We start from the raw sequence: 20,352 nt of genomic DNA, 5'->3' as shown, positions 1-20,352 counted from the left end.
CTGTGCGGCACTCTGAGCGCGGGCGCGCAGGCGTCCGCACAGCAGGGAGGAGACGTTGTGGGGGATTTGGTGATCGGCGCCCGCTCAGGCGCCGGGGAACCCGAGGGCCCGGGCGGTCGGGTGACCCGGTCTGCCGAGTCCTCGGCGCCTTCCGCCGCGGTCGAGGACGCGGCCGCCCAGACCGCCGACGAGCACGGGAGCGGGGCCGACGGCCCGGCGGAGCCCCGGCAGCCGGAGAGCGGGCCGACCGACGGGTCGGAGTCGGAGGCTCCGGCCAAGCCGCGCAAGCAGCGCTCCTTCCTGAAGGAGTTGCCGATCCTGGTCGGCATCGCACTGATCCTGGCGCTGGTGATCAAGACCTTCTTCGTCCAGGCGTTCTCCATTCCGTCCGAGTCGATGCAGAACACGCTGCAGGTGGGCGACCGCGTGCTGGTGGACAAGCTGACCCCGTGGTTCGGCGCCGAGCCCGAGCGCGGCGACGTCGTGGTGTTCCACGACCCGGGCGGCTGGTTGGGCGACGAGCCGACCCAGCAGAGCAGCAACTCCTTCGTCCGCGGGGTCCAGGACGTGCTCAGCTTCGTCGGGCTGATGCCCTCCGCCAACGAGAAGGACCTGATCAAGCGGGTCATCGCGGTCGGCGGCGACACCGTCGAGTGCAAGGACGACGGGCCGGTCAAGGTCAACGGCGTCGCGCTCAACGAGCCGTACATCTACCCGGGCAACACCCCCTGCGGGACTCAGCCCTTCGGCCCGATCAAGGTGCCGAACGGGCGGATCTGGGTGATGGGCGACCACCGCGCGGACTCGCTGGACTCCCGCTTCCACATGGACCAGCCGGGCGGCGGGTCCGTGCCGGTGGACAACGTGATCGGTCGCGCCTTCGTGGTGGCCTGGCCGATCGGCCACTGGTCCACGCTCCCGGTGCCGGACACCTTCGACCAGAAGGGCCTGGCGGCGGCCTTGCCGGTCGCGCCCCCCGTGGTCGGTGCGGTGGGGGCCGTCGCACTGCTTCCGCTGGTGCGTCGGGCGCGGGCCCGGACGGAGCGCCGGAAGGAGTCCTGAGCTCCAGCTGTTCCTCCCCGACCCTTGCGCGGGCCGTGGTACCGACGAGTAATCTGCTCGGACGTGCCACGGCCCGTCGGCGTTCGCGCCCGAGCCACCGGCGTGCCAGTGGTGTTCTCCGGTCGGCCGAAGGTGGACGGTGTCGATGAGCAGTGTCGTGGAACAGTCGGCCGATCACTCGGCCGCGCCCGCTCCGTCCGGCCGCCGGCCCGCCGCGGTGCTGCAAGGGGTCGCGATCGCGCTCGGGCTGGTGTTGATGATCGGTGGATTCGCCCTGATCGCGGTCGACTACCGGCCGTACAAGATCCCCACCGCCTCGATGCACCCGACGCTGCGGATCGGCGACACCGTGCTCGCCCGCAAGGTCGACGGCGGCGCCGTCGGCCGGGGCGACGTGGTGGTCTTCCGCGACCAGGCCTGGGGCGGGGAGCTCATGGTCAAGCGGGTCGTCGCGGTCGGCGGCGACACCGTCGCCACCACGGCCGCGGACCACCGGTTGACGGTCAACGGGCAGCCGGTGGACGAGCCGTACCTCGCGACCCAGGGCCGTCAGGGCGAGTCGTTCAGTGTGACGGTGCCGCAGGGCCGGCTGTTCATGCTCGGTGACAACCGGGTCGGCTCGCTGGACTCCCGCACCCACCTGGAGGTCGACGGCGGGACCGTCCCGGCCACCGCCGTCGAGGCGAGGGTCGAGGCCACCCTGCTGCCGCTCGGCCGGACCGCCCTGCTGGAACGGACCTCGGCCTTCGACGCCTTCGCGGGCCCCAGGGCCGCGGAGCCGGGCCCGCTGGAGCCCGCCGCCTACGCCACCGTCGCGGGCGCGGCGCTGATCGTGCTGACCTCGGCGGTGGGCGGGGTGGCCGGCCTGGCGCGCCGGCTCCGCCGGGGGCGCAGCTCCTGAGCGCGGCCGTCGCAGGTCGGGCCGCTCTGCCGAACATCGCCCCGGACGGACGCGCCGGGTGGCAGGATCGGTAGCGCCACCGATGCGAACGGAAGGAGCGGGGAGCGCTGCCATGACTGCACAGCGTCGCCGGGCGGCGCGGATCCTGCTGCTGGACGGGCTGGACCGCATCCTCCTGTTCCTGGGCGTCGATCCCGCGGTGCCCGACGAGACGTGGTGGTTCACGCCCGGGGGCGGCTTGGAGCCGGGGGAGGACGTGCGGGCGGCCGCCGAGCGGGAGCTCGCGGAGGAGACCGGCTTGCGGGGTGTGGCCCTGGGGCCCTTGGTGGCGTACGGCACGGTGTCGTTCTCCTTTCGGGGACAGCGTTACGAGCAGGAGCAGTGGTTCCACCTGGCCCGGACCACGGAGACGGGCCTGGACCACTCGGGCATGGGCGAGGACGAGCACGCCCAGCTGCTCGCGGCGCGCTGGTGGACGGTCGAGGAACTGCGGGGGACCGCCGAGACGGTCTATCCGGCCGGACTGGCGGACTTCCTGGAGCGACTGCTCGCAGAGGGCCCGCCGGTCGATCCGGTACGGCTCTGAGCGTGGGTGCAGTGGTCCACAATGGGTGGACGTGACAAGTTGAGGGGACGCCTGGATGAGTGCCGAAGATCTCGAGAAGTACGAGACCGAGATGGAGCTCAAGCTCTACCGGGAGTACCGGGACGTCGTCGGCCTGTTCAAGTACGTGATCGAGACCGAGCGACGGTTCTACCTCACCAACGACTACGAGCTGCAGGTGCACTCGGTCCAGGGCGAGGTGTTCTTCGAGGTGTCGATGGCGGATGCGTGGGTCTGGGACATGTACCGGCCGGCCCGGTTCGTCCGTAAGGTCCGGGTGCTGACCTTCAAGGACGTGAACATCGAGGAACTCGCGAAGAGCGATCTGGAGCTGCCCTCGGACGAGTCCGGCTTCGGGAACTGACGTTGAACGACTCCGTCCCGCGTTGTCCAGCCGAATTTCGCGTGACGGGGGCTTCTCACTCCTGCGGGTGACAAGAGTTGTCCACAGGCCCGGGTTATCCACAGGGGAACGGAATTTCCCGGCGTCGGTGCGCACGGTGGTGCAGCCTCCTCGGCGGAGGTGGTCACCGTGCAGAACACCATCGTGCAGGACCAGACCGTGCAGGACCGGGCCGTACCGAACGCGGCCGCGACCGGAGCGGACGGCGGGGCCGGGGAGGACCGCAGCACCAGGAACGGGCTCGGCCGCTACGGGGAGCGGGTCGCCGCCCGGCACCTCACGGACGCCGGGCTCCGCATCCTCGACCGCAACTGGCGCTGCGCCGAGGGCGAGCTGGACATCGTCGCCCTCGACGGCGACACGGTCGCGGTCTGCGAGGTGAAGACCCGCTCCGAGCGGGGCTTCCAACAGCCCAGCGAGGCCATCGACCGGGCCAAGGCCGCCCGGCTGCGGCGGCTCGCCGAGCGCTGGCTGGCGGAACGCTGGCCCGAGCACTTCGCCCGGCTGGCCGGGCCCGGGTACGACCCCGGGCCGTCCGATCCGCAGTGGCCGCCCGCCCCACCGGGCGGGGTGCGGATCGACCTGGTGGCCGTGGTCAACCGGGCGCGGGGTGCGGCCCTGGTCGACCACCTGCGGGGGGTGGTCTGAGATGGCCTTCGCCCGTACCTGTTCCGTCGCGCTGGTCGGGGTCGACGGAGTGATCGTCGAGGTCCAGGCCGATCTGGAGCCCGGGGTGGCCGCGTTCACCCTGGTCGGCCTGCCCGACAAGGCGCTCACCGAGGCCCGCGACCGGGTCCGCGCCGCGGTCTGCAACAGCGGGGAGGCCTGGCCGCAGCGCAAGCTGACCGTCGGGCTCAGCCCCGCCTCGGTGCCCAAGAGCGGCAGCGGCTTCGACCTCGCGGTGGCCTGCGCCGTGCTGGCCGCCGCCGAACGGCTGGACCCGTCCGTCATCGCCGACCTGCTGCTGATCGGTGAGCTGGGGCTGGACGGCCGGGTGCGGCCGGTCCGCGGGGTGCTGCCCTCGGTGCTGGCCGCCGCCGACGCCGGGTACGAACGGGTCGTGGTCGCCGAGCAGACGGCGCCCGAGGCCTCGCTCGTGCCGGGCGTGACGGTGATCGGGGTGCGCAGCCTGCGCCAGCTGGTCGCCGTCCTGACCGGGGCGGAGGCACCGGAGGAGCCGCCGGATCCGCTCAGCGGCCGGCCGGATCCGCTGATGGCCGGCCTGATGCTGCCCAGCGCGGGCGTCCGGGGCCTGCCCGACGAGCGGGCCCTGCGCCTCGATCTGGCGGACGTGGCCGGCCAGTACGAGGCCCGGCGGGCCCTGGAGATCGCCGCCGCCGGAGGCCACCACCTCTACCTCAAGGGGCCGCCGGGCGCGGGCAAGACGATGCTGGCGGAGCGGCTGCCCGCGCTGCTCCCGCCGCTGACCCAGAAGGAGTCGCTGGAGGTCACGGCCGTCCACTCGGTGGCGGGCCTGCTCCCGGCCGGGCGCCCGCTGATCGACTCCGCGCCCTACTGCGCCCCGCACCACTCCACCACGATGCCCGCGATCGTCGGCGGCGGCAGCGGCCTGCCGAGACCGGGCGCGGTCTCCCTCGCCCACCGGGGCGTGCTCTTCCTGGACGAGGCGCCCGAGTTCCCCGTGCGGGTGCTCGACGCGCTGCGCCAGCCGCTGGAGTCGGGCGAGGTGGTGATCGCCCGCTCCGCCGGTTCGCTGCGGCTCCCGGCGCGGTTCCTGCTCTGCCTGGCCGCCAACCCCTGTCCGTGCGGCCGGTACTCGCGGCGGGGCGAGGGCTGCGAGTGCACCCCGGTCATGGTCAGCCGGTACCAGGGCAGGCTCTCCGGGCCGCTGCTGGACCGGGTCGACCTCCAGGTCCAGGTCGCCCCCGTGACCAGGATCGAGTTGATGGAGCGGGACACCACGGCGGAGACCACCGAGACCGTCGCGGCCCGGGTGCTGGCGGCGCGGGAGCGGGCCGCCGCGCGGCTGGCGCACACCCCGTGGCGGACCAACGCCGAGGTGCCGGGCCACGAACTGCGCACCCGTTGGCAGCTCGAGGCCGGCGCGCTCAACGACGTCGCCCGCCAGCTGGAGCGCGGGCTGCTGACGGCCCGCGGCCTGGACCGGGTGCTCCGGGTCGCCTGGACGGTCGCGGACCTGGCCGGCCGCGACCGGCCGGACCGGGGGGACGTGCGCACTGCCCTGGTCCTGCGCACCGGTGTCGAGCAGGGGCTGCCGCTGCCCGGGCGCGGTCACGGCCGCCTCGGCGGCATCCCGGCCCAGCGCCGGAGCGGCCCCGACGACCGGCCCGAAGCACGGCCGGAGCCCGAGGGGCCCCCGGCGAAGGACGAGGAGGCGGTATGAACCAGCTGTTGCGGCAGTCCCGGGCAGCCCACGCGGGCGAAGCCGGCCCGGCGGTCGCGCCCGAACCGGAGCGCCTCGCCCGGGTGCTGCTCAACCGGCTCAGCGAACCGGGCGACGCCGTGGTCGGCCGCTGGCTCGACGAGCTCCCCGCCGTCGACGTGGTGCGGGCGATCCGGGAGGGCGCCGTCCCCGACCACCCCGGGTTGGACGGGGCCCGGCTCGCGGCCTACCAGGCCCGACTCCCCGGCCTCGACCCGGTGGCCGACCTGAAACGGGTACGGGACGTCGGTGGACGCTTCATCATTCCGGGGGACACGGAATGGCCCAGTCAACTGGACGACCTGGGCGACGGACGTCCGATCGGGCTGTGGACGACCGGTACCGGTTCACTGCGGCTGCTCGCGCTGCGCTCGGTGGCGGTGGTGGGCTCCCGGGCCTGCACGGCCTACGGCGCCCACGTCGCCGGCGAGCTTGCGGCCCAACTGGCCGAGCGCGGCTGGGTGGTGGTCTCCGGTGCCGCGTACGGGATCGACGCGGCGGCCCACCGCGGGGCGCTGGCCGTCGGCGGGATGACGGTCGCGGTGCTCGCCTGCGGGGTCGACGTGGCCTACCCGAAGGGGAACGCCGAACTGATCCGGCGGATCGGCGAGCAGGGCCTGCTGGTCAGCGAGCTCCCGCCCGGCGAGCACCCGAACCGGTTCCGCTTCGTGCTCCGCAACCGGGTCATCGCGGCGCTGACCCGGGGCACGGTGGTGGTCGAGGCGGCCGTGCGCAGCGGCGCCCTGAGCACGGCCAGGCGGGCGCGGGACCTCAACCGCCACACCATGGGCGTCGCGGGGCCCGTCACCTCGGAGCTCTCCGCCGGGGTGCACGCGCTGATCCGCAGCGGCGGCGCCACGCTGGTCACCGACGCGGCCGAGATCACCGAGCTGGTCGGGGCGATCGGGGACGACCTGGCCCCGCAGCGCAGCGGCCCGGTGCTGCCGCGGGACTTGCTGGATCCGCCGGTGGCCCGGGTGCTGGAGGCCGTGCCGGCCACGGCCGAAGGCGCTCCGGTCGAGCGACTGGCCCGGCAGTCCGGGCTCCCGCCGGACGAAGTCCTGCAACGGCTCTACGAGTTGGCCTCGCTCGGCTTCGTGGAGCGGCACGGCGCGCACTGGCGCGTGGTGCGCAGGAGGTGAGCGCTCAGGGGCACGAACACAGGTGCGCCCGGGAGAAGAGGGCCGGGACGGGCCGGCTGACCTGCTGATCCGGTTCTTCCGCTCGTCTGCCCGGATCCGATGGGTGAACGCCACCGGATCGGGGGACGACCGAGTGGCGGTAGCGCTTTGCAGTGAGTCGGTCACGCTACGCTCCACATGCCTTCCCTATCAGCACATGACTCGGCAGAACGGCGCAGACCTACGTATGCCCACACACATTCCCGGACACAGAGTGACCGGTGGCGCTCGGTCCGCGGGAGGGCCGCGGACCGAGCGGCGACCCGCGACCGAGTTCCCGTCCAAGGCGGCGGGGACGAAGGGAGGTCTGTCGCGTCAGGGCGGCCGGCCGACGGTGGTGCCGGGCCAGCCCGCGGACACGACCAGGGACGCCGACCCGGCCCAGCGCGCCGACGCCGCTCGCGGTGTCGAGACGGTCCACGGCACCGGGGCGCTCGGCGAGGCGGACGCGCCGGGGGGTGCGGCCGTACCCCGCGCCCCCCGGTCGCCTTCGAGCGCCCCGGCGCAGGACGCCACCTCCCCGCCCGGCGCCCGGGACGCCCGGGAGCCCGGCGCCCCGGGGCGCAGCGCGCTCGAAGAACTCTGGCGCTCCTACAAGGAGACCGGCGACCAGCGGCTGCGCGAGCAGCTGATCCTCCACTACTCACCACTCGTCAAGTACGTGGCGGGGCGGGTCGGGGTCGGCCTGCCCTCCAATGTCGAGCAGGCCGACTTCGTCTCCTCCGGGGTCTTCGGGCTGATCGACGCGATCGAGAAGTTCGACATCGACCGCGCCATCAAGTTCGAGACCTACGCGATCAGCCGCATCCGCGGCGCGATCATCGACGAGCTACGCGCCCTGGACTGGATCCCCCGCTCGGTGCGGCAGAAGGCGAAGGCCGTCGAGCGGACGTACGCGACGCTGGAGGCCCGGCTGCGCCGGACGCCGCACGAGCCCGAGGTCGCGGCCGAGATGGGGATCGCGATCGAGGACCTGCACGCGATTTTCAGCCAGTTGTCGCTCGCCAACGTGGTGGCCCTCGACGAACTGCTGCACCCGGTGGGGGAGGGCGGCGACCGGCTCAGCCTGGTGGACACCCTGGAGGACCACGGCGCGGACGACCCGGTCGAGGTGGCCGAGGACCGCGAGCTGCGCAGACTCCTGGCCCAGGCGGTCAACACCCTTCCCGAGCGGGAGAAGACCGTGGTCACGCTCTACTACTACGAGGGCCTCACCCTCGCCGAGATCGGCCAGGTGCTGGGGGTGACGGAGAGCCGGGTGAGCCAGATCCACACCAAGTCCGTCCTCCAGTTGCGGGCCAAGCTCTCGGACGTCCGGTAGCGGGCGCCGGAGCCGCCCGCCGGGCCGGCTCCTCCTCCGAATGCGCGGCGCCGTTCCGGCCGCGCGCGCGGCTCCGTACAGTGGGTCCGTGCCGAAGATCCGAGCGGCCACGGTGGCCGAGCATCGCCAGCTGCAGCGGGCAGCCCTCCTGGACGCTGCCCGCGCCCTGCTCACCGAGGGCGGCATGGAGGCCTTGACCTTCCCCTCGCTCGCCGCCCGCACCGGGCTGGCGCGCTCCTCCGTCTACGAGTACTTCCGCTCCCGCGCCGCCGTGGTCGAGGCGTTGTGCGAGGTGGACTTCCCGCTCTGGGCGGCCGAGATCGAGGCCGGGATGGCGAGCTGCGAGAGCGCCGCCGAGCGGATCGAGGCGTACGTCCGGGGCCAGCTGGCGCTGGCCGGGGACCCCAGGCACCGGGCGGTCACGGCCATCTCGGCGTTGGAACTGGACGAGGCCGCGCGCGAGCGCATCCGGGCGGCGCACGGCGGGCTCGTCGGCCTGGTCGTCCGGGCGCTGGAGGAGCTCGGCCACGACCAGCCCCGGCTCGCCGCGGCGCTGCTGCAGGGGATCGTGGAGGCGGCCGTGCGCCGGACCGAGCAGTTCGCCACCGGGGACCGTACGGGCTGCCCGGTGGAGTCCCCGGAGGCGGTCGCGGACGCGGCGGTGGCCCTGGCGTTGCACGGCCTCGACCGGACCTGACCCGCCCCACCCCCGTCCGTCCCTCGTCCCGCCCGTTCCTCCCCCCCCCGCCCTGCCGCGCGCCGCCACCCCGCGCGCCGCCACCCCGCGCGTCCACGTTCCGCGCCGTTCGGGTTCCGCGCGGTCACCTTCCGCCCAGCGGCAGCAGCCGGGCCCGTCCCGTGCCCAGCAGGGCCAGTGGATCGAGGTAGCGGCCCGCGCGCAGCAGCCCCCAGTGCAGGCAGTCCCGTGCGCCGCAGTGCCGCCCGTCCGGGGCGAGCCGTCCGACGACCTGCCCGGCGGCCACCCCGGTGCCGACCGGGACGGTGCCGGTGACGGGCAGGTAGGTGGTCCGCAGTGGGGGAGTCCCGGAGTCCGGATGGACGACGGTCACCACCGGCCGCCCGGCCACCAGCCCGGAGAACGCGACCACCCCGGCGGCCGCCGACCGCACCTCCGCCCCGGGCGCGGCGCCGAGGTCCACGCCCCGGTGCCCGGCCGCCCACGGCTTGGCCGGCGGCTCGAAGCGCCCCAGCACCCCGCCGGGCCCGCCCACCGGCCAGGCCCGCGCCGGCCCCCGGTCGGCGGAGCCCCCGCCCGCGCCACCCGTGCCCGCACCACCTGTGCCCGCGCCACCCGTGCCCGGGCCGCCCCCGCCCGCCGCGGCGGCCCGCACCACCCCCGCACCCGCCACCAGGGCGAGCACGACCACCAGTGCGATCCCCCGCACCACCCGGGTGACCACCCACCCGGTCGCCTCCGCGACCACCCCTCGAACCCCGCTGCGCCCAGTCATGCCCCGAGGTTGGCCGGGCCCGGCCGCCCAGACCACCCCCTTCCGGATTCCTGTGGACAAACCACCCCCACTGCCGGCCGCCATCCCCCTGACGGGTGTACGGGTGCCGCCGTCCGGTGTACAAACGGCATACGAGGACCGGTCGGTGGGCAGAGAGCCGACCAGCCGGCGCCCGTTCGCCGGTCGCCGCGGCCCCGTCCGCCGCGGCCGTTTCCCGGGCTTCCGCCAGGCCATCCGCCGCCCGGGCGCAGTCCGCCCGCAGGCCCCCGGACGCCCGCGAAGTCGCTCGCCGCTCGACGCTTCCCGTACACTTCACACGCGACCCGGTCCACCGGGTCGACTTCGCACGCCCCGCCACCGGTGGTCGGACACGGTTCTTCCGCGGCCCCCCGCCAGGTGCGAGTGCCGCTCGGTCCGCCGAGCCCGACCGGTCCCCGGACCGAGCGGGTGGAAGCGGCTCGGCACGATCGGGGCGTCAGGCGTGGCTGTCACCTGGCCGCCACGGACAACCGAGACTGACCCGGCCGTAGGCACTTCACCCGAGGGGAACCCCCGAGGGTCGCCGCAGTCGGGCCGTAACACCTGAGGAGCACGGCAATGGCCGTCGTCACGATGCGGGAGCTGCTGGAGAGCGGCGTCCACTTCGGTCACCAGACCCGCCGCTGGAACCCGAAGATGAAGCGCTTCATCATCACCGAGCGCAACGGCATCTACATCATCGACCTGCTGCAGTCGCTGAACTACATCGACCGCGCCTTCGAGTTCATCAAGGAGACCGTTGCCCACGGCGGCAGCGTCCTCTTCGTCGGCACGAAGAAGCAGGCCCAGGAGGCCATCGCCGAGCAGGCCACCCGCGTGGGCATGCCCTACGTGAACCAGCGCTGGCTCGGCGGCATGCTGACCAACTTCTCGACCGTCTACAAGCGCCTGCAGCGCCTCAAGGAGCTCGGCGAGCTGGACTTCTCGGACGTGGCCGGTTCCGGCCTCACCAAGAAGGAGCTCCTGGTCCTCCAGCGCGAGCACGACAAGCTGGAGAAGACCCTCGGCGGTATCCGCGACATGCAGCGCGTTCCCAGCGCCGTTTGGATCGTGGACACCAAGAAGGAGCACATCGCGGTCGGCGAGGCCCGGAAGCTCAACATCCCGGTCGTCGCCATCCTCGACACCAACTGTGACCCGGACGAGGTCGACTACAAGATCCCGGGCAACGACGACGCGATCCGCTCCGTCACCCTGCTGACCCGCGTGATCGCCGACGCCGTCGCCGAGGGCCTGAAGTCCCGCGCCGGCGTTGCCAAGGGCGACACCAAGGCCGAGCCGGGCGCCGACCAGCCGCTGGCCGACTGGGAGAAGGACCTCATCGAGGGCGAGAAGAAGGCCGAGGAGGCCCCCGCCGCCGCCGAGGCTCCCGCCGTCGAGGCCCCGGCTGTCGAGGCCCCGGCCGCCGAGGCTCCGGCCACCGACGCTCCGGCCGAGCAGGCCTGACGTACCACGGGTGAGGGGCACTCGCCGGTACGACACCGGCAGGTGCCCCTCTCTCCCGCGCCGGGACCGAACCATCGGTCCCGGCGCCACTCCACGCAGACACGCGAGACGCGAGAAGAGATTCACACCATGGCGAACTTCACCGCCGCGGACGTCAAGAAGCTCCGTGAGCTCACCGGCGCCGGCATGATGGACTGCAAGAAGGCCCTGGACGAGGCCGAGGGCAACGTCGAGAAGGCCGTCGAGCTCCTGCGCATCAAGGGCCAGAAGGGCGTCGCGAAGCGCGAGGGCCGTGACGCCTCCAACGGCGCCGTCGCCGCGCTGATCGCCGAGGACAAGAAGTCCGGCGTCCTGGTCGAGCTGAACTGCGAGACCGACTTCGTCGCCAAGGGTGACAACTTCGTCCAGGTCGCCGACGCGATCGCCGCCCACGTCGCCAAGACGGCCCCGGCCGACCTGGACGCCGCCCTGGCGTCCGAGATCGAGGCCGGCAAGACCGTCCAGCAGTTCGTGGACGAGGCCAACGCGACCCTGGGCGAGAAGATCGTCTTCCGTCGCTTCGCCCAGTTCGACGGTGACGGCTTCGTCGCGGTCTACCTGCACAAGACCAGCCCCGACCTGCCGCCGGCCGTCGGCGTCCTGGTCGAGCTGGACAAGGAGAACGCCGAGGTCGCCAAGGACGTCGCGCAGCACATCGCCGCCTTCGCGCCGAAGTACCTCTCCCGCGAGGAGATCCCGGCCGAGGCCCTCGAGAACGAGCGCCGCGTCGCCGAGGCCACCGCCCGCGAGGAGGGCAAGCCCGAGGCCGCCCTGCCGAAGATCGTCGAGGGTCGCGTCACCGGCTTCGTGAAGGAGAACTCCGTCCTGGAGCAGGCCTTCGCCAAGGACAACAAGAAGACCGTCGCCAAGGTCCTCGAGGAGGCCGGCGTCTCCCTCAAGCGCTTCGCCCGCTTCCGCGTCGGCGCCTGAGCCACGTTCCACCTGGTCCCCGGCCCCTCTAGGCTGGGAACCGCCCCCGCCCACTGATCGGGGCGGGCGGATCGCCGAACGGGCTCACCCAGCGCCAACCGTCCATGGGCGGGCCGTGTCGGCACCATGAACGACGAGGAGGCCATTGCCGTGCAGGACACCGAACCGGTTCCCGCGGCAGTGGCCTCCTCTCGTGTACGCGCAGGCCGGGCATCCGCACGCCCAGGCCTGTGAGCCAGCAGGTGCACTAAAGGAGAAGTCCATGCAGGAGACGCAGGAGACCGCGCAGGACCCCAAGGCGGGCTCGCGCCGCCGGGTGCTGCTCAAGCTGTCCGGTGAAGCCTTCGCCGGTGGTGGCGGGCTCGGCGTCGACCCGGACGTCGTGCACGCGATCGCCCGTGAGATCGCCACGGTCGTGCGCGCCGGTACCGAGGTCGCGGTGGTCATCGGCGGCGGCAACTTCTTCCGGGGTGCCGAGCTGCAGGTCCGCGGCATGGACCGGGCCCGCTCCGACTACATGGGCATGCTGGGCACCGTCATGAACTGCCTGGCGCTGCAGGACTTCCTGGTCAAGGAGGGCATCGAGACCCGGGTCCAGACCGCCATCACGATGGGCCAGGTCGCCGAGCCGTACCTGCCGCTGCGGGCCGTCCGGCACCTGGAGAAGGGCCGTGTGGTGATCTTCGGTGCCGGTATGGGCATGCCGTACTTCTCCACCGACACCACGGCCGTCCAGCGCGCGCTGGAGATCCACGCCGACGTCCTGCTGATGGGCAAGAACGGCGTGGACGGCGTCTACGACTCCGACCCCCGGACCAACCCGGACGCGGTCAAGTTCGACGCACTGGAGTACTCCGAGGTCATCGCGCGCGACCTCAAGGTCGCCGACCTCACCGCGATCACCCTGTGCAAGGACAACAACCTCCCGATGCTGGTGTTCGAACTGCTGGCGGAGGGCAATATCGCGCGTGCGGTGAAGAGTGAGAAGATCGGCACACTCATCAGCCAGGATTCTGTCCGGGCCTGAGCAGCAAGCCGCCGTACGGGACGGCGTCCGCCGCGACCGGCCCCGATGCCGACACCGGTCGGGACAACAGCAGATGAACCGGACAGGGAGTTCACAGTGATCGAAGAGACCCTCCTCGAGGCCGAGGAGAAGATGGAGAAGGCCGTCGCCGTCTCCAAGGACGACCTCGCGGCCATCCGTACCGGCCGTGCGCACCCGGCGATGTTCGCCAAGATCGTCGCCGAGTACTACGGCGCCATCACGCCGATCAACCAGCTGGCCTCGTTCTCGGTGCCGGAGCCGCGCATGGCGGTCGTCTCGCCGTTCGACAAGACCGCGCTGAAGGCCATCGAGCAGGCGATCCGCGACTCCGACCTGGGCGTCAACCCCTCGAACGACGGTTCCATCATCCGAGTGGTGCTGCCGGAGCTGACCGAGGAGCGCCGCCGGGAGTTCATCAAGATCGCCCGGACCAAGGGCGAGGACGCCAAGGTCTCGATCCGCGCCGTCCGCCGCAAGGCCAAGGACGCCATCGACAAGCTGGTCAAGGACGGCGAGGTCGGCGAGGACGACGGCCGCCGCGCCGAGAAGGAGCTCGACGACACCACGGCCAAGTACGTGGCCCAGGTCGACGAGCTGCTCAAGCACAAGGAAGCCGAGCTGCTCGAGGTCTGATGAACGACGCCCCTGACGCCCCTGGCTACTGGGGCCCGTCCGACCAGCAGTTCCAGCCCTACCGCCCGGCGCCGCAGCCGCAGGGACCCCGGCCGCCGGCCGGTCCGGCGCCGGGGCACCCCGGTCACCCGGAGCCCCGGGCCGCCCACCAGGGCGGGCCGGGTGCCGTCCCGGGGGACCAGGACCTCCGTTCGGATCACTCGCAGCAGCCTCCGGTGTACTGGGGCGGCGACGCGGAGGAGACTCAGGTCATGCCTCCCGTACCGGCCGATCCCGGCCCGCACCCCGGTGCGCCCGACCACGGGTCGGCGAACGGCCCGGTCAACGGCCCCGCGAACGGCCCGGTCAACGGCCCCGCGAACGGACCGGTCGGCGGCCCGGCCGGCGCTCCGGCCGGTCCCGCCGCCGACCAGGCCGGGCAGGCCGGTCGGGCGGGCGGGCCGCTGTTCCGGGACGAGCAGCCCGGGACGCCGCCGCCGGGCGTGACGGAGACGGTCGTGCTGCGCGCGATAACCGACGACGCCACCCCCGCCCCCGGCCACGGCACCCCGCCGTACCCGGGGGCTCCGGTGCATCCCGCGCCGCCGCAGCGCCACTGGGCGGCCGGGCAGCCCCCCTTCGTGCCGTCGTCCCATCCAGGGCAGGAGACACCCGTGGCCGCCCAGCCCGCCCCGCAGCCGGAGCCGCGCAAGCAGCGCGGCGGCCGTAACCTCCAGGCCGCCATAGGCGTGGGGGTCGGCCTCGGCGTGGTGATCATCGCCTCGCTCTTCGTCGTCAAGGCGCTGTTCCTGTTCGTGGTGATGGCCGCGGCGTCGGTCGGCGTCTGGGAGCTGACCAGTCGGCTGTCCGAGCGCAAGCAGATCAAGGCGCCGCTGATCCCGCTGGTCGTGGGCGGCATCGCCATGATCGCCACCGGCTACTGGGCCGGCGTCGAGTGGGCCGCGGCCTCGCTCGCGCTGACCGGACTGGCGGTGATGGTCTGGCGGATGGCCGAACCGCCGGAGAACTACCTGCGGGACATAACGGCAGGGGTGTTCACCGCCTTCTACGTGCCGTTCCTGGCGACCTTCGTGGCGATGATGCTGGCGGCCGACGACGGCCCCCAGCGGATCGTGCTCTTCCTGATCGTCACGATCTGCAGCGACACCGGCGCCTACGCGGTGGGCTACAAGTTCGGCCGGACCAAGCTGGCCCCGACGATCAGCCCCGGCAAGACCCGCGAGGGCCTGGCCGGCGGCATCGGCCTGTCGATGCTGGCCGGCGCCGTGCTGATGCAGCTGATCATCGACGGCGGCAGCTGGTGGCAGGGCCTGATCCTGGGCGGCTGCGCCGCGGTCACGGCGACCCTGGGCGACCTGGGCGAGTCGATGATCAAGCGCGACCTCGGGATCAAGGACATGGGCACCCTGCTGCCCGGCCACGGCGGCATCATGGACCGGCTGGACTCGCTGCTGCCGACCGCCCCGGTGGTCTGGCTGCTGCTGGCGGCCTTCGTCGGGAGCTGACCCGCCCACCGACCGTTGCGCAACGGGGCCCCGGATGCCAGGCGTCCGGGGCCCCCGCGCGTCTGCGACACTGGAACAACCATGCCTAAGCCCGGAGAACTCACCTTTGTCGCGCCGCGCGGCGCCAAGCCCCCGCGACACCTCGCCGACCTGAGCCCCGCCGAGCGCAAGGAGGCCGTCGCCGAGCTGGGCGAGCAGCCGTTCCGCGCCAAGCAGCTCTCCAACCACTACTTCGGCCGGATGTCGAACGACCCGGCGAGCTGGACGGACATCCCCGCCGGCAGCCGGGAGAAGCTGACCGAGAGCCTGCTGCCCGAGCTGATGTCGGTGGTCCGGCACGTCTCCTGCGACGACGACACCACCCGCAAGACGCTCTGGAAGCTGTTCGACGGCACGCTCGTCGAGTCGGTGCTGATGCGCTACCCGGACCGGGTCACCATGTGCATCAGCTCGCAGGCCGGCTGCGGCATGAACTGCCCGTTCTGCGCCACCGGCCAGGCGGGGCTGACCCGCAACCTGTCGACCGGCGAGATCGTCGAGCAGATCGCCGCCGGGATGCGCGCGCTCAAGGCCGGCGAGATCCCCGGTGGCGAGGCGCGGCTGTCGAACGTGGTCTTCATGGGCATGGGCGAGCCGCTGGCCAACTACAACCGGGTGCTGGCCGCGATCCGCCGGCTGACCGACCCGGCTCCGGACGGCTTCGGCCTGTCCCAGCGCGGTATCACGGTCTCCACGGTCGGTCTCGTGCCGGCCATGAACCGGCTGGCGGACGAGGGCCTCAGCTGCCGCCTGGCGCTGTCGCTGCACGCGCCGGACGACGAGCTGCGCGACGAGCTGGTCCCGGTGAACACCCGGTGGAAGGTCGCCGAGGTGCTGGACGCGGCGTGGAACTACGCGGAGCAGTCCGGCCGCCGGATCTCCATCGAGTACGCGCTGATCAAGGACATCAACGACCAGGCCTGGCGCGCCGACCTGCTCGGCCGGCTGATCAAGAACCACCGGGTGCACGTCAACCTGATCCCGCTGAACCCGACCCCGGGGTCCAAGTGGACCGCCTCCCGGCCCGAGGACGAGCGCGAGTTCGTCCGTCGGCTCCAGTCGCACGGCGTGCCGACCACTGTCCGCGACACCCGCGGCCAGGAGATCGACGGCGCCTGCGGCCAGCTCGCCGCGGCGGGCTGAGGACCGCGGTAGCAGGACCGGCGGAGGGCTAACGCAGTCCGGCGGCCGCCAGCGCGGCGGTCGCCCCGCCGGTCAGCAGCAGGGTGGTGCCCACCGCGAGGGTGCGCAGGGCGACCGCGCCGAACAGCAGTCGGGGCGAGGCACCGAGGCGCAGCAGCGCCTCGGTGATCTCCCGGCGGTCGGTGCGGACCTCGGCGAGCCGGGCGATCACCGCGGCGACCGTGCAGCCGAGCACCAGGCAGGCCTCGACGGCGGGCAGCGCGTCGGCGCTGTCGGGGGTGCCGATCCAGTAGCGGACGGTGGTCAGCACCAGGGCGACGACCAGGGTGAGCACGGCCAGCGGCGGGCCGAGCCGACGGGCCTGGGCGGTGAGGCCGCGTCCGGCGAGCAGCCGCAGCGGGGTGGGCCGGCCGAGGGCGAGCAGCCGTCCGGTCCAGGCGAGCAGCGGGCCGGTGAGCAGGGCGAGGCCGAGCGCGCCGCCGGCCCAGCCGCCGAGGGCAGCGGTGCTGGTGGTGCCGAGTCCGGCGGGCAGGTGGATCGGACGGCCGTCGGCGGGGGCGCCGGGCCGCAGGGCGATGAGTTCGAGCGCGGCACCGATGACCACGAGTCCGACCGGTACGGCGATCCGCAGCGGGCCGAAGCCGGTCCGGCCGCGGGTGCGGCCGCCGGGCAGGGTCTCGGCGACGGGCACCGAGAAGCCGGCGGCGAGGCCGGCGGTGAACGGGACCAGGGCGAGCAGGGTGACCGGCGCGGCGGCGGGCAGCGGCACGCCCATGCCGAGGTCGGGGGCGAGCGAGGGGCCGGCGATGTCGTTGCGCAGCACCAGGAAGACCAGCAGGGTGAGCACGCTGCCGAGGGTGCAGGCGAGGGCGACCTCGCCGGCGATCAGGGTGCGGATCCGGCGGGAGCCGGCCCCGGCGGCGGTGAGGCCGGCGATCCGCTCGGGCCGTCGGGCGGGCACCGAGCGGGCGGCGACGGCCGCGAACCAGGCGACGGCGGCGAGCGGCGGCAGGCACCAGAGCAGTCGCGCCAACGCGTCGGCGCCGCCGAGCGGGTCGCTCAGCGCGCGGCCGAGGGAGCGCAGCAGGAAGGCGGCGACGACGGCGGCCGCCAGTGCGGTGAGCAGCCAGCGGCCGAGGTCGGGCACCCGGTAGCCCCGGGCCAGACGGAGGTAGAACACGTCGACTCTTTCAGCGGCTCGGCTCTGTCAGCGACTGGGGCGGTCAGCGGCGGGTGGCCGTGACGGCGGAGGCACCGGTCGCGCCCGGGGCGGCGGCGCCGCGCGGGACGGGGGCGGCGGGGGCGGTGAGGCGTCCGTCGACGAGGGCGACGGCGCGGTCCGCGAACCGGACGAGCTCGGGGTCGTGGGTGGCCAGGACGAGGGTGAGCTGGTGCGAGCGGGCCGCGCTGGTCAGTATCCGCAGGACCTGGTCGGCGGCCTCGCGGTGCAGCGGGGCGGTGGGGTCGTCGGCGAAGACGACGGGCGGCAGCGGGGCGAGGGCGCGGGCCACGGCGATCCGCTGGCGCTGGCTCTGGACCAGCCGGTCGGGGCGCCGGCGGCCGATCTCGCCGACGTCCAGGCGCTCCAGCCACTCGTCGGCGGCGGTGTAGGCGGCCTTGTTGCCGGCGCCGGCGAGCAGCAGCGGCAGGGCGACGTTCTCGCGGGCGCTGAGCTCGGGCACCAGGTGGGGCTCGGAGCCGACGAAGCCGAAGCGGTCGCGGCGCAGCCGTTCGCGTCCGGCGCGGCCGAGGGTGTGGACGGGGGAGCTGTTGAACCAGACCTCGCCCTCGTCGACCGGGAGCTGGGCGGAGAGGCAGCCGAGCAGGGTGCTCTTGCCGCAGCCGCGCGGGCCGGTGACGGCGAGCACCTCGCCCTCGCGGACGCCGATGGAGATGCCGCGCAGGGCGGGGGTGCCGTCGTGGGACTTGACGATCCCTCGGGCCCACAGCACGTCGTTGTCAGGCGGTGCCGCTGACATGAGGTTCCATCCTGGGTGGCCGCAGGGATATGACAGTCGTCAGATTAGAACGACCGGGGCCGGTCGCGGTTGCGGCGCTCTGGTCCATCACGGGCAAATCACCCGCATTCAGGCATGTTTGGTCGTACGACTGTGATGTTCCGTGGCGTTGCGTGAACGCCGAAGGGCGGCCCCGCGGGTGCGGGGCCGCCCTTCGGCGGAGGGTGGGGAGGAGGGCTCAGGGGATCAGAGCTTCGCCCACGCGTCGGTGAGGCTGGTCCGCAGGATCTGCTCGATCTCGTCGAAGGTCGACTGGTCGGAGATCAGCGGCGGGGCCAGCTGGACGACCGGGTCGCCACGGTCGTCGGCGCGGCAGTACAGGCCGTTGTCGAAGAGGGCCTTCGACAGGAAGCCGTAGAGCACGCGCTCGGTCTCCTCGTCGTTGAAGCTCTCCTTGGTGACCTTGTCCTTGACGAGCTCGATGCCGTAGAAGTACCCGTTGCCGCGGACGTCGCCGACGATCGGCAGGTCGCGCAGCTTGCTCAGGGTGCCCAGGAAGCGCGACTCGTTGTCGAGCACGTGCTGGTTGAGGCCCTCGCGCTCGAAGATGTCGAGGTTGGCGAGCGCCACGGCGGAGGAGACCGGGTGGCCGGCGAAGGTGTAGCCGTGCAGGAAGGTGTTGTCACCCTTGTAGAACGGCTCGGCGATGCGGTCCGAGATGATCGTGGCGCCGATCGGGGAGTAGCCCGAGGTCATGCCCTTGGCGCAGGTGATCATGTCCGGCACGTAGCCGAACTTGTCGGCGCCGAACATGGTGCCGAGGCGGCCGAAGGCGCAGATGACCTCGTCCGAGACCAGCAGCACGTCGTGGCGGTCGCAGATCTCGCGCAGACGCTGGAAGTACCCGGGCGGCGGCGGGAAGCAGCCGCCGGCGTTCTGCACCGGCTCGACGAAGACGGCGGCGACGGTCTCGGGGCCCTCGAAGAGGATGGCCTCCTCGACCTGGTCGGCGCACCAGCGGCCGTACGCCTCGGGGTCGACGGTGCCGTCGGGGCCCTCGAGGTAGTGCGGGGCGCGGTAGATGTTGGTGTTCGGGGCCTTGTGGGTGCCCGGCACCAGCGGCTCGAACGGGGCCTTGAGGCCCGGCAGGCCGGTGATGGACAGCGCGCCCTGGGGGGTGCCGTGGTAGGCGATGGCGCGGGAGATGACCTTGTACTTGGTCGGCTTGCCGATCAGCTTGAAGTACTGCTTGGCGAGCTTCCAGGCGGTCTCGACGGCCTCGCCGCCACCGGTGGAGAAGAAGACCTTGTTGAGGTCGCCCGGGGCGTAGTTGGCCAGGCGCTCGGCCAGCTCGACGGCCTTGGGGTGCGCGTAGCTCCAGATCGGGAAGAACGCGAGTTCCTTGGCCTGCTTGGCGGCGACCTCGGCGAGCTCGGTGCGGCCGTGACCGGCCTGCACGACGAACAGGCCGGCCAGGCCGTCGATGTACTTCCGGCCCTTGTCGTCCCAGATGTACGTGCCCTCGCCCTTGACGATGGTCGGCACGGGGGAGTTCTCGTACGACGACATGCGGGTGAAGTGCATCCACAGGTGGTCGTAGGCGGTCTTGGAAAGGTCCTTCTGCGCCGGGTCGGCTGTCATCGGGTGCCCCAGGTGTAGGTCTGTTTCCGGAGTTTCAGGTAAACGAAGCTCTCGGTGCTCCGCACGCCGGGAAGCGCGCGGATGCGCTTGTTGATCATTTCGAGCAGGTGCTCGTCGTCCTCGCAGACCAGTTCGGCCAGGAGGTCGAACGAGCCTGCGGTGCAGACGACGTAGTCGACCTCGTCGAGGGCGGCCAGCGCGTCGGCGACGGGCTCGATGTCGCCCTCGACCCGGATCCCGACCATCGCCTGGCGGGTGAAGCCGACGGTGAGCGGGTCCGTGACGGCGACGATCTGCATCACGCCTTGGTCGAGCAGCTTCTGGACGCGCTGCCGTACGGCTGCCTCGGACAGGCCGACGGCCTTGCCGATGGCGGCGTACGGGCGGCGCCCGTCCTCCTGGAGCTGCTCGATGATCGCCTTGGAGGCGGCGTCGAGGGGAACACTCGCGTTCCGGTCGCGGTTGGCCACGCGGCCACTGTGCCTGATCGTTCCCCCGTTCGCAAGCGTGGAAACTGCTGATTTCGTCGTGCTCCTTGAAATCCCATGCGGATTTCATCGCAGATGCGTACCGCGCCTGTCGA

The 20,352-nt window shown here is 72.8% G+C and carries 20 protein-coding genes; 15 read left to right on the top strand and 5 right to left on the bottom strand.

Annotation, left to right across the window (positions count from 1 at the left end):
* Nucleotides 1-57: 57 nt before the first annotated feature.
* The 9 genes from lepB (ACZ58X_RS33535) (at nucleotide 58) to ACZ58X_RS33495 (ending at nucleotide 8,573) form a co-directional block, all read left to right on the top strand.
* Nucleotides 58-1,062 carry a signal peptidase I gene (gene lepB / locus ACZ58X_RS33535; RefSeq protein WP_470337355.1) on the top strand — a complete coding sequence of 335 codons (1,005 nt, stop codon included), beginning with the start codon at nucleotides 58-60 and terminating at the stop codon, nucleotides 1,060-1,062.
* Between the two features lie 145 nt (nucleotides 1,063-1,207).
* Complete coding sequence (gene lepB / locus ACZ58X_RS33530) at nucleotides 1,208-1,963, top strand: signal peptidase I (RefSeq protein WP_470337354.1); 756 nt, start codon at nucleotides 1,208-1,210, stop codon at nucleotides 1,961-1,963.
* A gap of 112 nt (nucleotides 1,964-2,075) precedes the next feature.
* Nucleotides 2,076-2,549 (top strand): NUDIX hydrolase, encoded by a 474-nt coding sequence (locus tag ACZ58X_RS33525; protein ID WP_470337353.1) that lies wholly within the window; start codon nucleotides 2,076-2,078, stop codon nucleotides 2,547-2,549.
* 55 nt (nucleotides 2,550-2,604) lie between these two features.
* Complete coding sequence (locus ACZ58X_RS33520) at nucleotides 2,605-2,931, top strand: DUF2469 domain-containing protein (RefSeq protein WP_030056781.1); 327 nt, start codon at nucleotides 2,605-2,607, stop codon at nucleotides 2,929-2,931.
* A gap of 168 nt (nucleotides 2,932-3,099) precedes the next feature.
* Complete coding sequence (locus ACZ58X_RS33515; RefSeq protein WP_470337352.1) at nucleotides 3,100-3,618, top strand: YraN family protein; 519 nt, start codon at nucleotides 3,100-3,102, stop codon at nucleotides 3,616-3,618.
* A 1-nt stretch (nucleotide 3,619) separates the two neighbouring features.
* A complete protein-coding gene (locus tag ACZ58X_RS33510) occupies nucleotides 3,620-5,335 on the top strand; it encodes a YifB family Mg chelatase-like AAA ATPase (protein WP_470337351.1) in 1,716 nt (571 codons plus the stop codon).
* The gene (gene dprA / locus ACZ58X_RS33505; protein WP_470337350.1) at nucleotides 5,332-6,516 is read left to right on the top strand and encodes a DNA-processing protein DprA; all 1,185 of its coding nucleotides are present in this window, start codon (nucleotides 5,332-5,334) and stop codon (nucleotides 6,514-6,516) included. The genes ACZ58X_RS33510 and dprA overlap by 4 nt, the downstream gene beginning before the upstream one ends.
* A gap of 376 nt (nucleotides 6,517-6,892) precedes the next feature.
* Entirely contained in the window at nucleotides 6,893-7,876 is a 984-nt protein-coding gene (gene whiG, locus ACZ58X_RS33500; protein ID WP_470337349.1) for an RNA polymerase sigma factor WhiG, read from the top strand.
* Between the two features lie 112 nt (nucleotides 7,877-7,988).
* Nucleotides 7,989-8,573, top strand: a complete 585-nt coding sequence (locus ACZ58X_RS33495; RefSeq protein ID WP_470337391.1) for a TetR/AcrR family transcriptional regulator — start codon at nucleotides 7,989-7,991, stop codon at nucleotides 8,571-8,573.
* Between the two features lie 124 nt (nucleotides 8,574-8,697).
* Here ACZ58X_RS33495 and ACZ58X_RS33490 read toward each other — a convergent pair whose 3' ends face one another.
* The gene (locus tag ACZ58X_RS33490; protein ID WP_470337348.1) at nucleotides 8,698-9,348 is read right to left on the bottom strand and encodes a peptidoglycan DD-metalloendopeptidase family protein; all 651 of its coding nucleotides are present in this window, start codon (nucleotides 9,346-9,348) and stop codon (nucleotides 8,698-8,700) included.
* A gap of 597 nt (nucleotides 9,349-9,945) precedes the next feature.
* Between ACZ58X_RS33490 and rpsB the strand changes: the two genes are divergently transcribed.
* The 6 genes from rpsB (at nucleotide 9,946) to rlmN (ending at nucleotide 16,170) form a co-directional block, all read left to right on the top strand.
* Complete coding sequence (gene rpsB, locus ACZ58X_RS33485) at nucleotides 9,946-10,833, top strand: 30S ribosomal protein S2 (protein WP_470337347.1); 888 nt, start codon at nucleotides 9,946-9,948, stop codon at nucleotides 10,831-10,833.
* Between the two features lie 129 nt (nucleotides 10,834-10,962).
* Nucleotides 10,963-11,802, top strand: a complete 840-nt coding sequence (gene tsf, locus ACZ58X_RS33480) for a translation elongation factor Ts (RefSeq protein ID WP_470337346.1) — start codon at nucleotides 10,963-10,965, stop codon at nucleotides 11,800-11,802.
* Nucleotides 11,803-12,064: 262 nt separating this feature from the next.
* A complete protein-coding gene (gene pyrH / locus ACZ58X_RS33475) occupies nucleotides 12,065-12,829 on the top strand; it encodes a UMP kinase (protein WP_030056790.1) in 765 nt (254 codons plus the stop codon).
* A 96-nt stretch (nucleotides 12,830-12,925) separates the two neighbouring features.
* A complete protein-coding gene (frr, locus tag ACZ58X_RS33470; RefSeq protein WP_360233219.1) occupies nucleotides 12,926-13,483 on the top strand; it encodes a ribosome recycling factor in 558 nt (185 codons plus the stop codon).
* A gap of 251 nt (nucleotides 13,484-13,734) precedes the next feature.
* A complete protein-coding gene (locus ACZ58X_RS33465; RefSeq protein WP_470337345.1) occupies nucleotides 13,735-14,988 on the top strand; it encodes a phosphatidate cytidylyltransferase in 1,254 nt (417 codons plus the stop codon).
* 81 nt (nucleotides 14,989-15,069) lie between these two features.
* Nucleotides 15,070-16,170 (top strand): dual-specificity RNA methyltransferase RlmN, encoded by a 1,101-nt coding sequence (gene rlmN, locus ACZ58X_RS33460; protein WP_470337344.1) that lies wholly within the window; start codon nucleotides 15,070-15,072, stop codon nucleotides 16,168-16,170.
* 28 nt (nucleotides 16,171-16,198) lie between these two features.
* Here the strand turns inward: rlmN and ACZ58X_RS33455 are convergent, their stop codons facing one another.
* The 4 genes from ACZ58X_RS33455 to ACZ58X_RS33440 all read right to left on the bottom strand — a co-directional run bounded on the left by ACZ58X_RS33455 (nucleotide 16,199) and on the right by ACZ58X_RS33440 (nucleotide 20,239).
* Nucleotides 16,199-17,350, bottom strand: coding sequence for a hypothetical protein (locus ACZ58X_RS33455; protein WP_470337343.1), 1,152 nt, complete (start codon nucleotides 17,348-17,350; stop codon nucleotides 16,199-16,201).
* A 43-nt stretch (nucleotides 17,351-17,393) separates the two neighbouring features.
* On the bottom strand, nucleotides 17,394-18,149 hold the full coding sequence (locus tag ACZ58X_RS33450; protein WP_470337342.1) for an ABC transporter ATP-binding protein: 756 nt from the start codon (nucleotides 18,147-18,149) through the stop codon (nucleotides 17,394-17,396).
* A gap of 225 nt (nucleotides 18,150-18,374) precedes the next feature.
* Nucleotides 18,375-19,769: an aspartate aminotransferase family protein gene (locus ACZ58X_RS33445; protein WP_360233231.1), complete on the bottom strand. Its 1,395-nt coding sequence runs from the start codon at nucleotides 19,767-19,769 to the stop codon at nucleotides 18,375-18,377.
* Nucleotides 19,766-20,239: an Lrp/AsnC family transcriptional regulator gene (locus ACZ58X_RS33440; RefSeq protein WP_030306695.1), complete on the bottom strand. Its 474-nt coding sequence runs from the start codon at nucleotides 20,237-20,239 to the stop codon at nucleotides 19,766-19,768. Before ACZ58X_RS33440 ends, ACZ58X_RS33445 begins: the two co-directional genes overlap by 4 nt.
* Nucleotides 20,240-20,352: the final 113 nt, after the last annotated feature.

It is taken from the genome of Kitasatospora sp. NPDC040550 (assembly GCF_055594965.1).
Note: the sequence above shows the minus strand (reverse complement) of the source record. Positions and strands in the feature narration are given on the sequence as shown.

Coding starts and splice junctions, on each gene's coding strand:
- tsf (WP_470337346.1), top strand. CDS start 10,963: ATGGCGAACTTCACCGCCGCGGACGTCAAGAAGCTCCGTGAGCTCACC.
- rpsB (WP_470337347.1), top strand. CDS start 9,946: ATGGCCGTCGTCACGATGCGGGAGCTGCTGGAGAGCGGCGTCCACTTC.
- ACZ58X_RS33465 (WP_470337345.1), top strand. CDS start 13,735: ATGCCTCCCGTACCGGCCGATCCCGGCCCGCACCCCGGTGCGCCCGAC.
- rlmN (WP_470337344.1), top strand. CDS start 15,070: ATGCCTAAGCCCGGAGAACTCACCTTTGTCGCGCCGCGCGGCGCCAAG.
- ACZ58X_RS33490 (WP_470337348.1), bottom strand. CDS start 9,348: ATGACTGGGCGCAGCGGGGTTCGAGGGGTGGTCGCGGAGGCGACCGGG.
- ACZ58X_RS33525 (WP_470337353.1), top strand. CDS start 2,076: ATGACTGCACAGCGTCGCCGGGCGGCGCGGATCCTGCTGCTGGACGGG.
- ACZ58X_RS33520 (WP_030056781.1), top strand. CDS start 2,605: ATGAGTGCCGAAGATCTCGAGAAGTACGAGACCGAGATGGAGCTCAAG.
- ACZ58X_RS33450 (WP_470337342.1), bottom strand. CDS start 18,149: ATGTCAGCGGCACCGCCTGACAACGACGTGCTGTGGGCCCGAGGGATC.
- pyrH (WP_030056790.1), top strand. CDS start 12,065: ATGCAGGAGACGCAGGAGACCGCGCAGGACCCCAAGGCGGGCTCGCGC.
- ACZ58X_RS33510 (WP_470337351.1), top strand. CDS start 3,620: ATGGCCTTCGCCCGTACCTGTTCCGTCGCGCTGGTCGGGGTCGACGGA.
- dprA (WP_470337350.1), top strand. CDS start 5,332: ATGAACCAGCTGTTGCGGCAGTCCCGGGCAGCCCACGCGGGCGAAGCC.
- ACZ58X_RS33445 (WP_360233231.1), bottom strand. CDS start 19,769: ATGACAGCCGACCCGGCGCAGAAGGACCTTTCCAAGACCGCCTACGAC.
- lepB (WP_470337354.1), top strand. CDS start 1,208: ATGAGCAGTGTCGTGGAACAGTCGGCCGATCACTCGGCCGCGCCCGCT.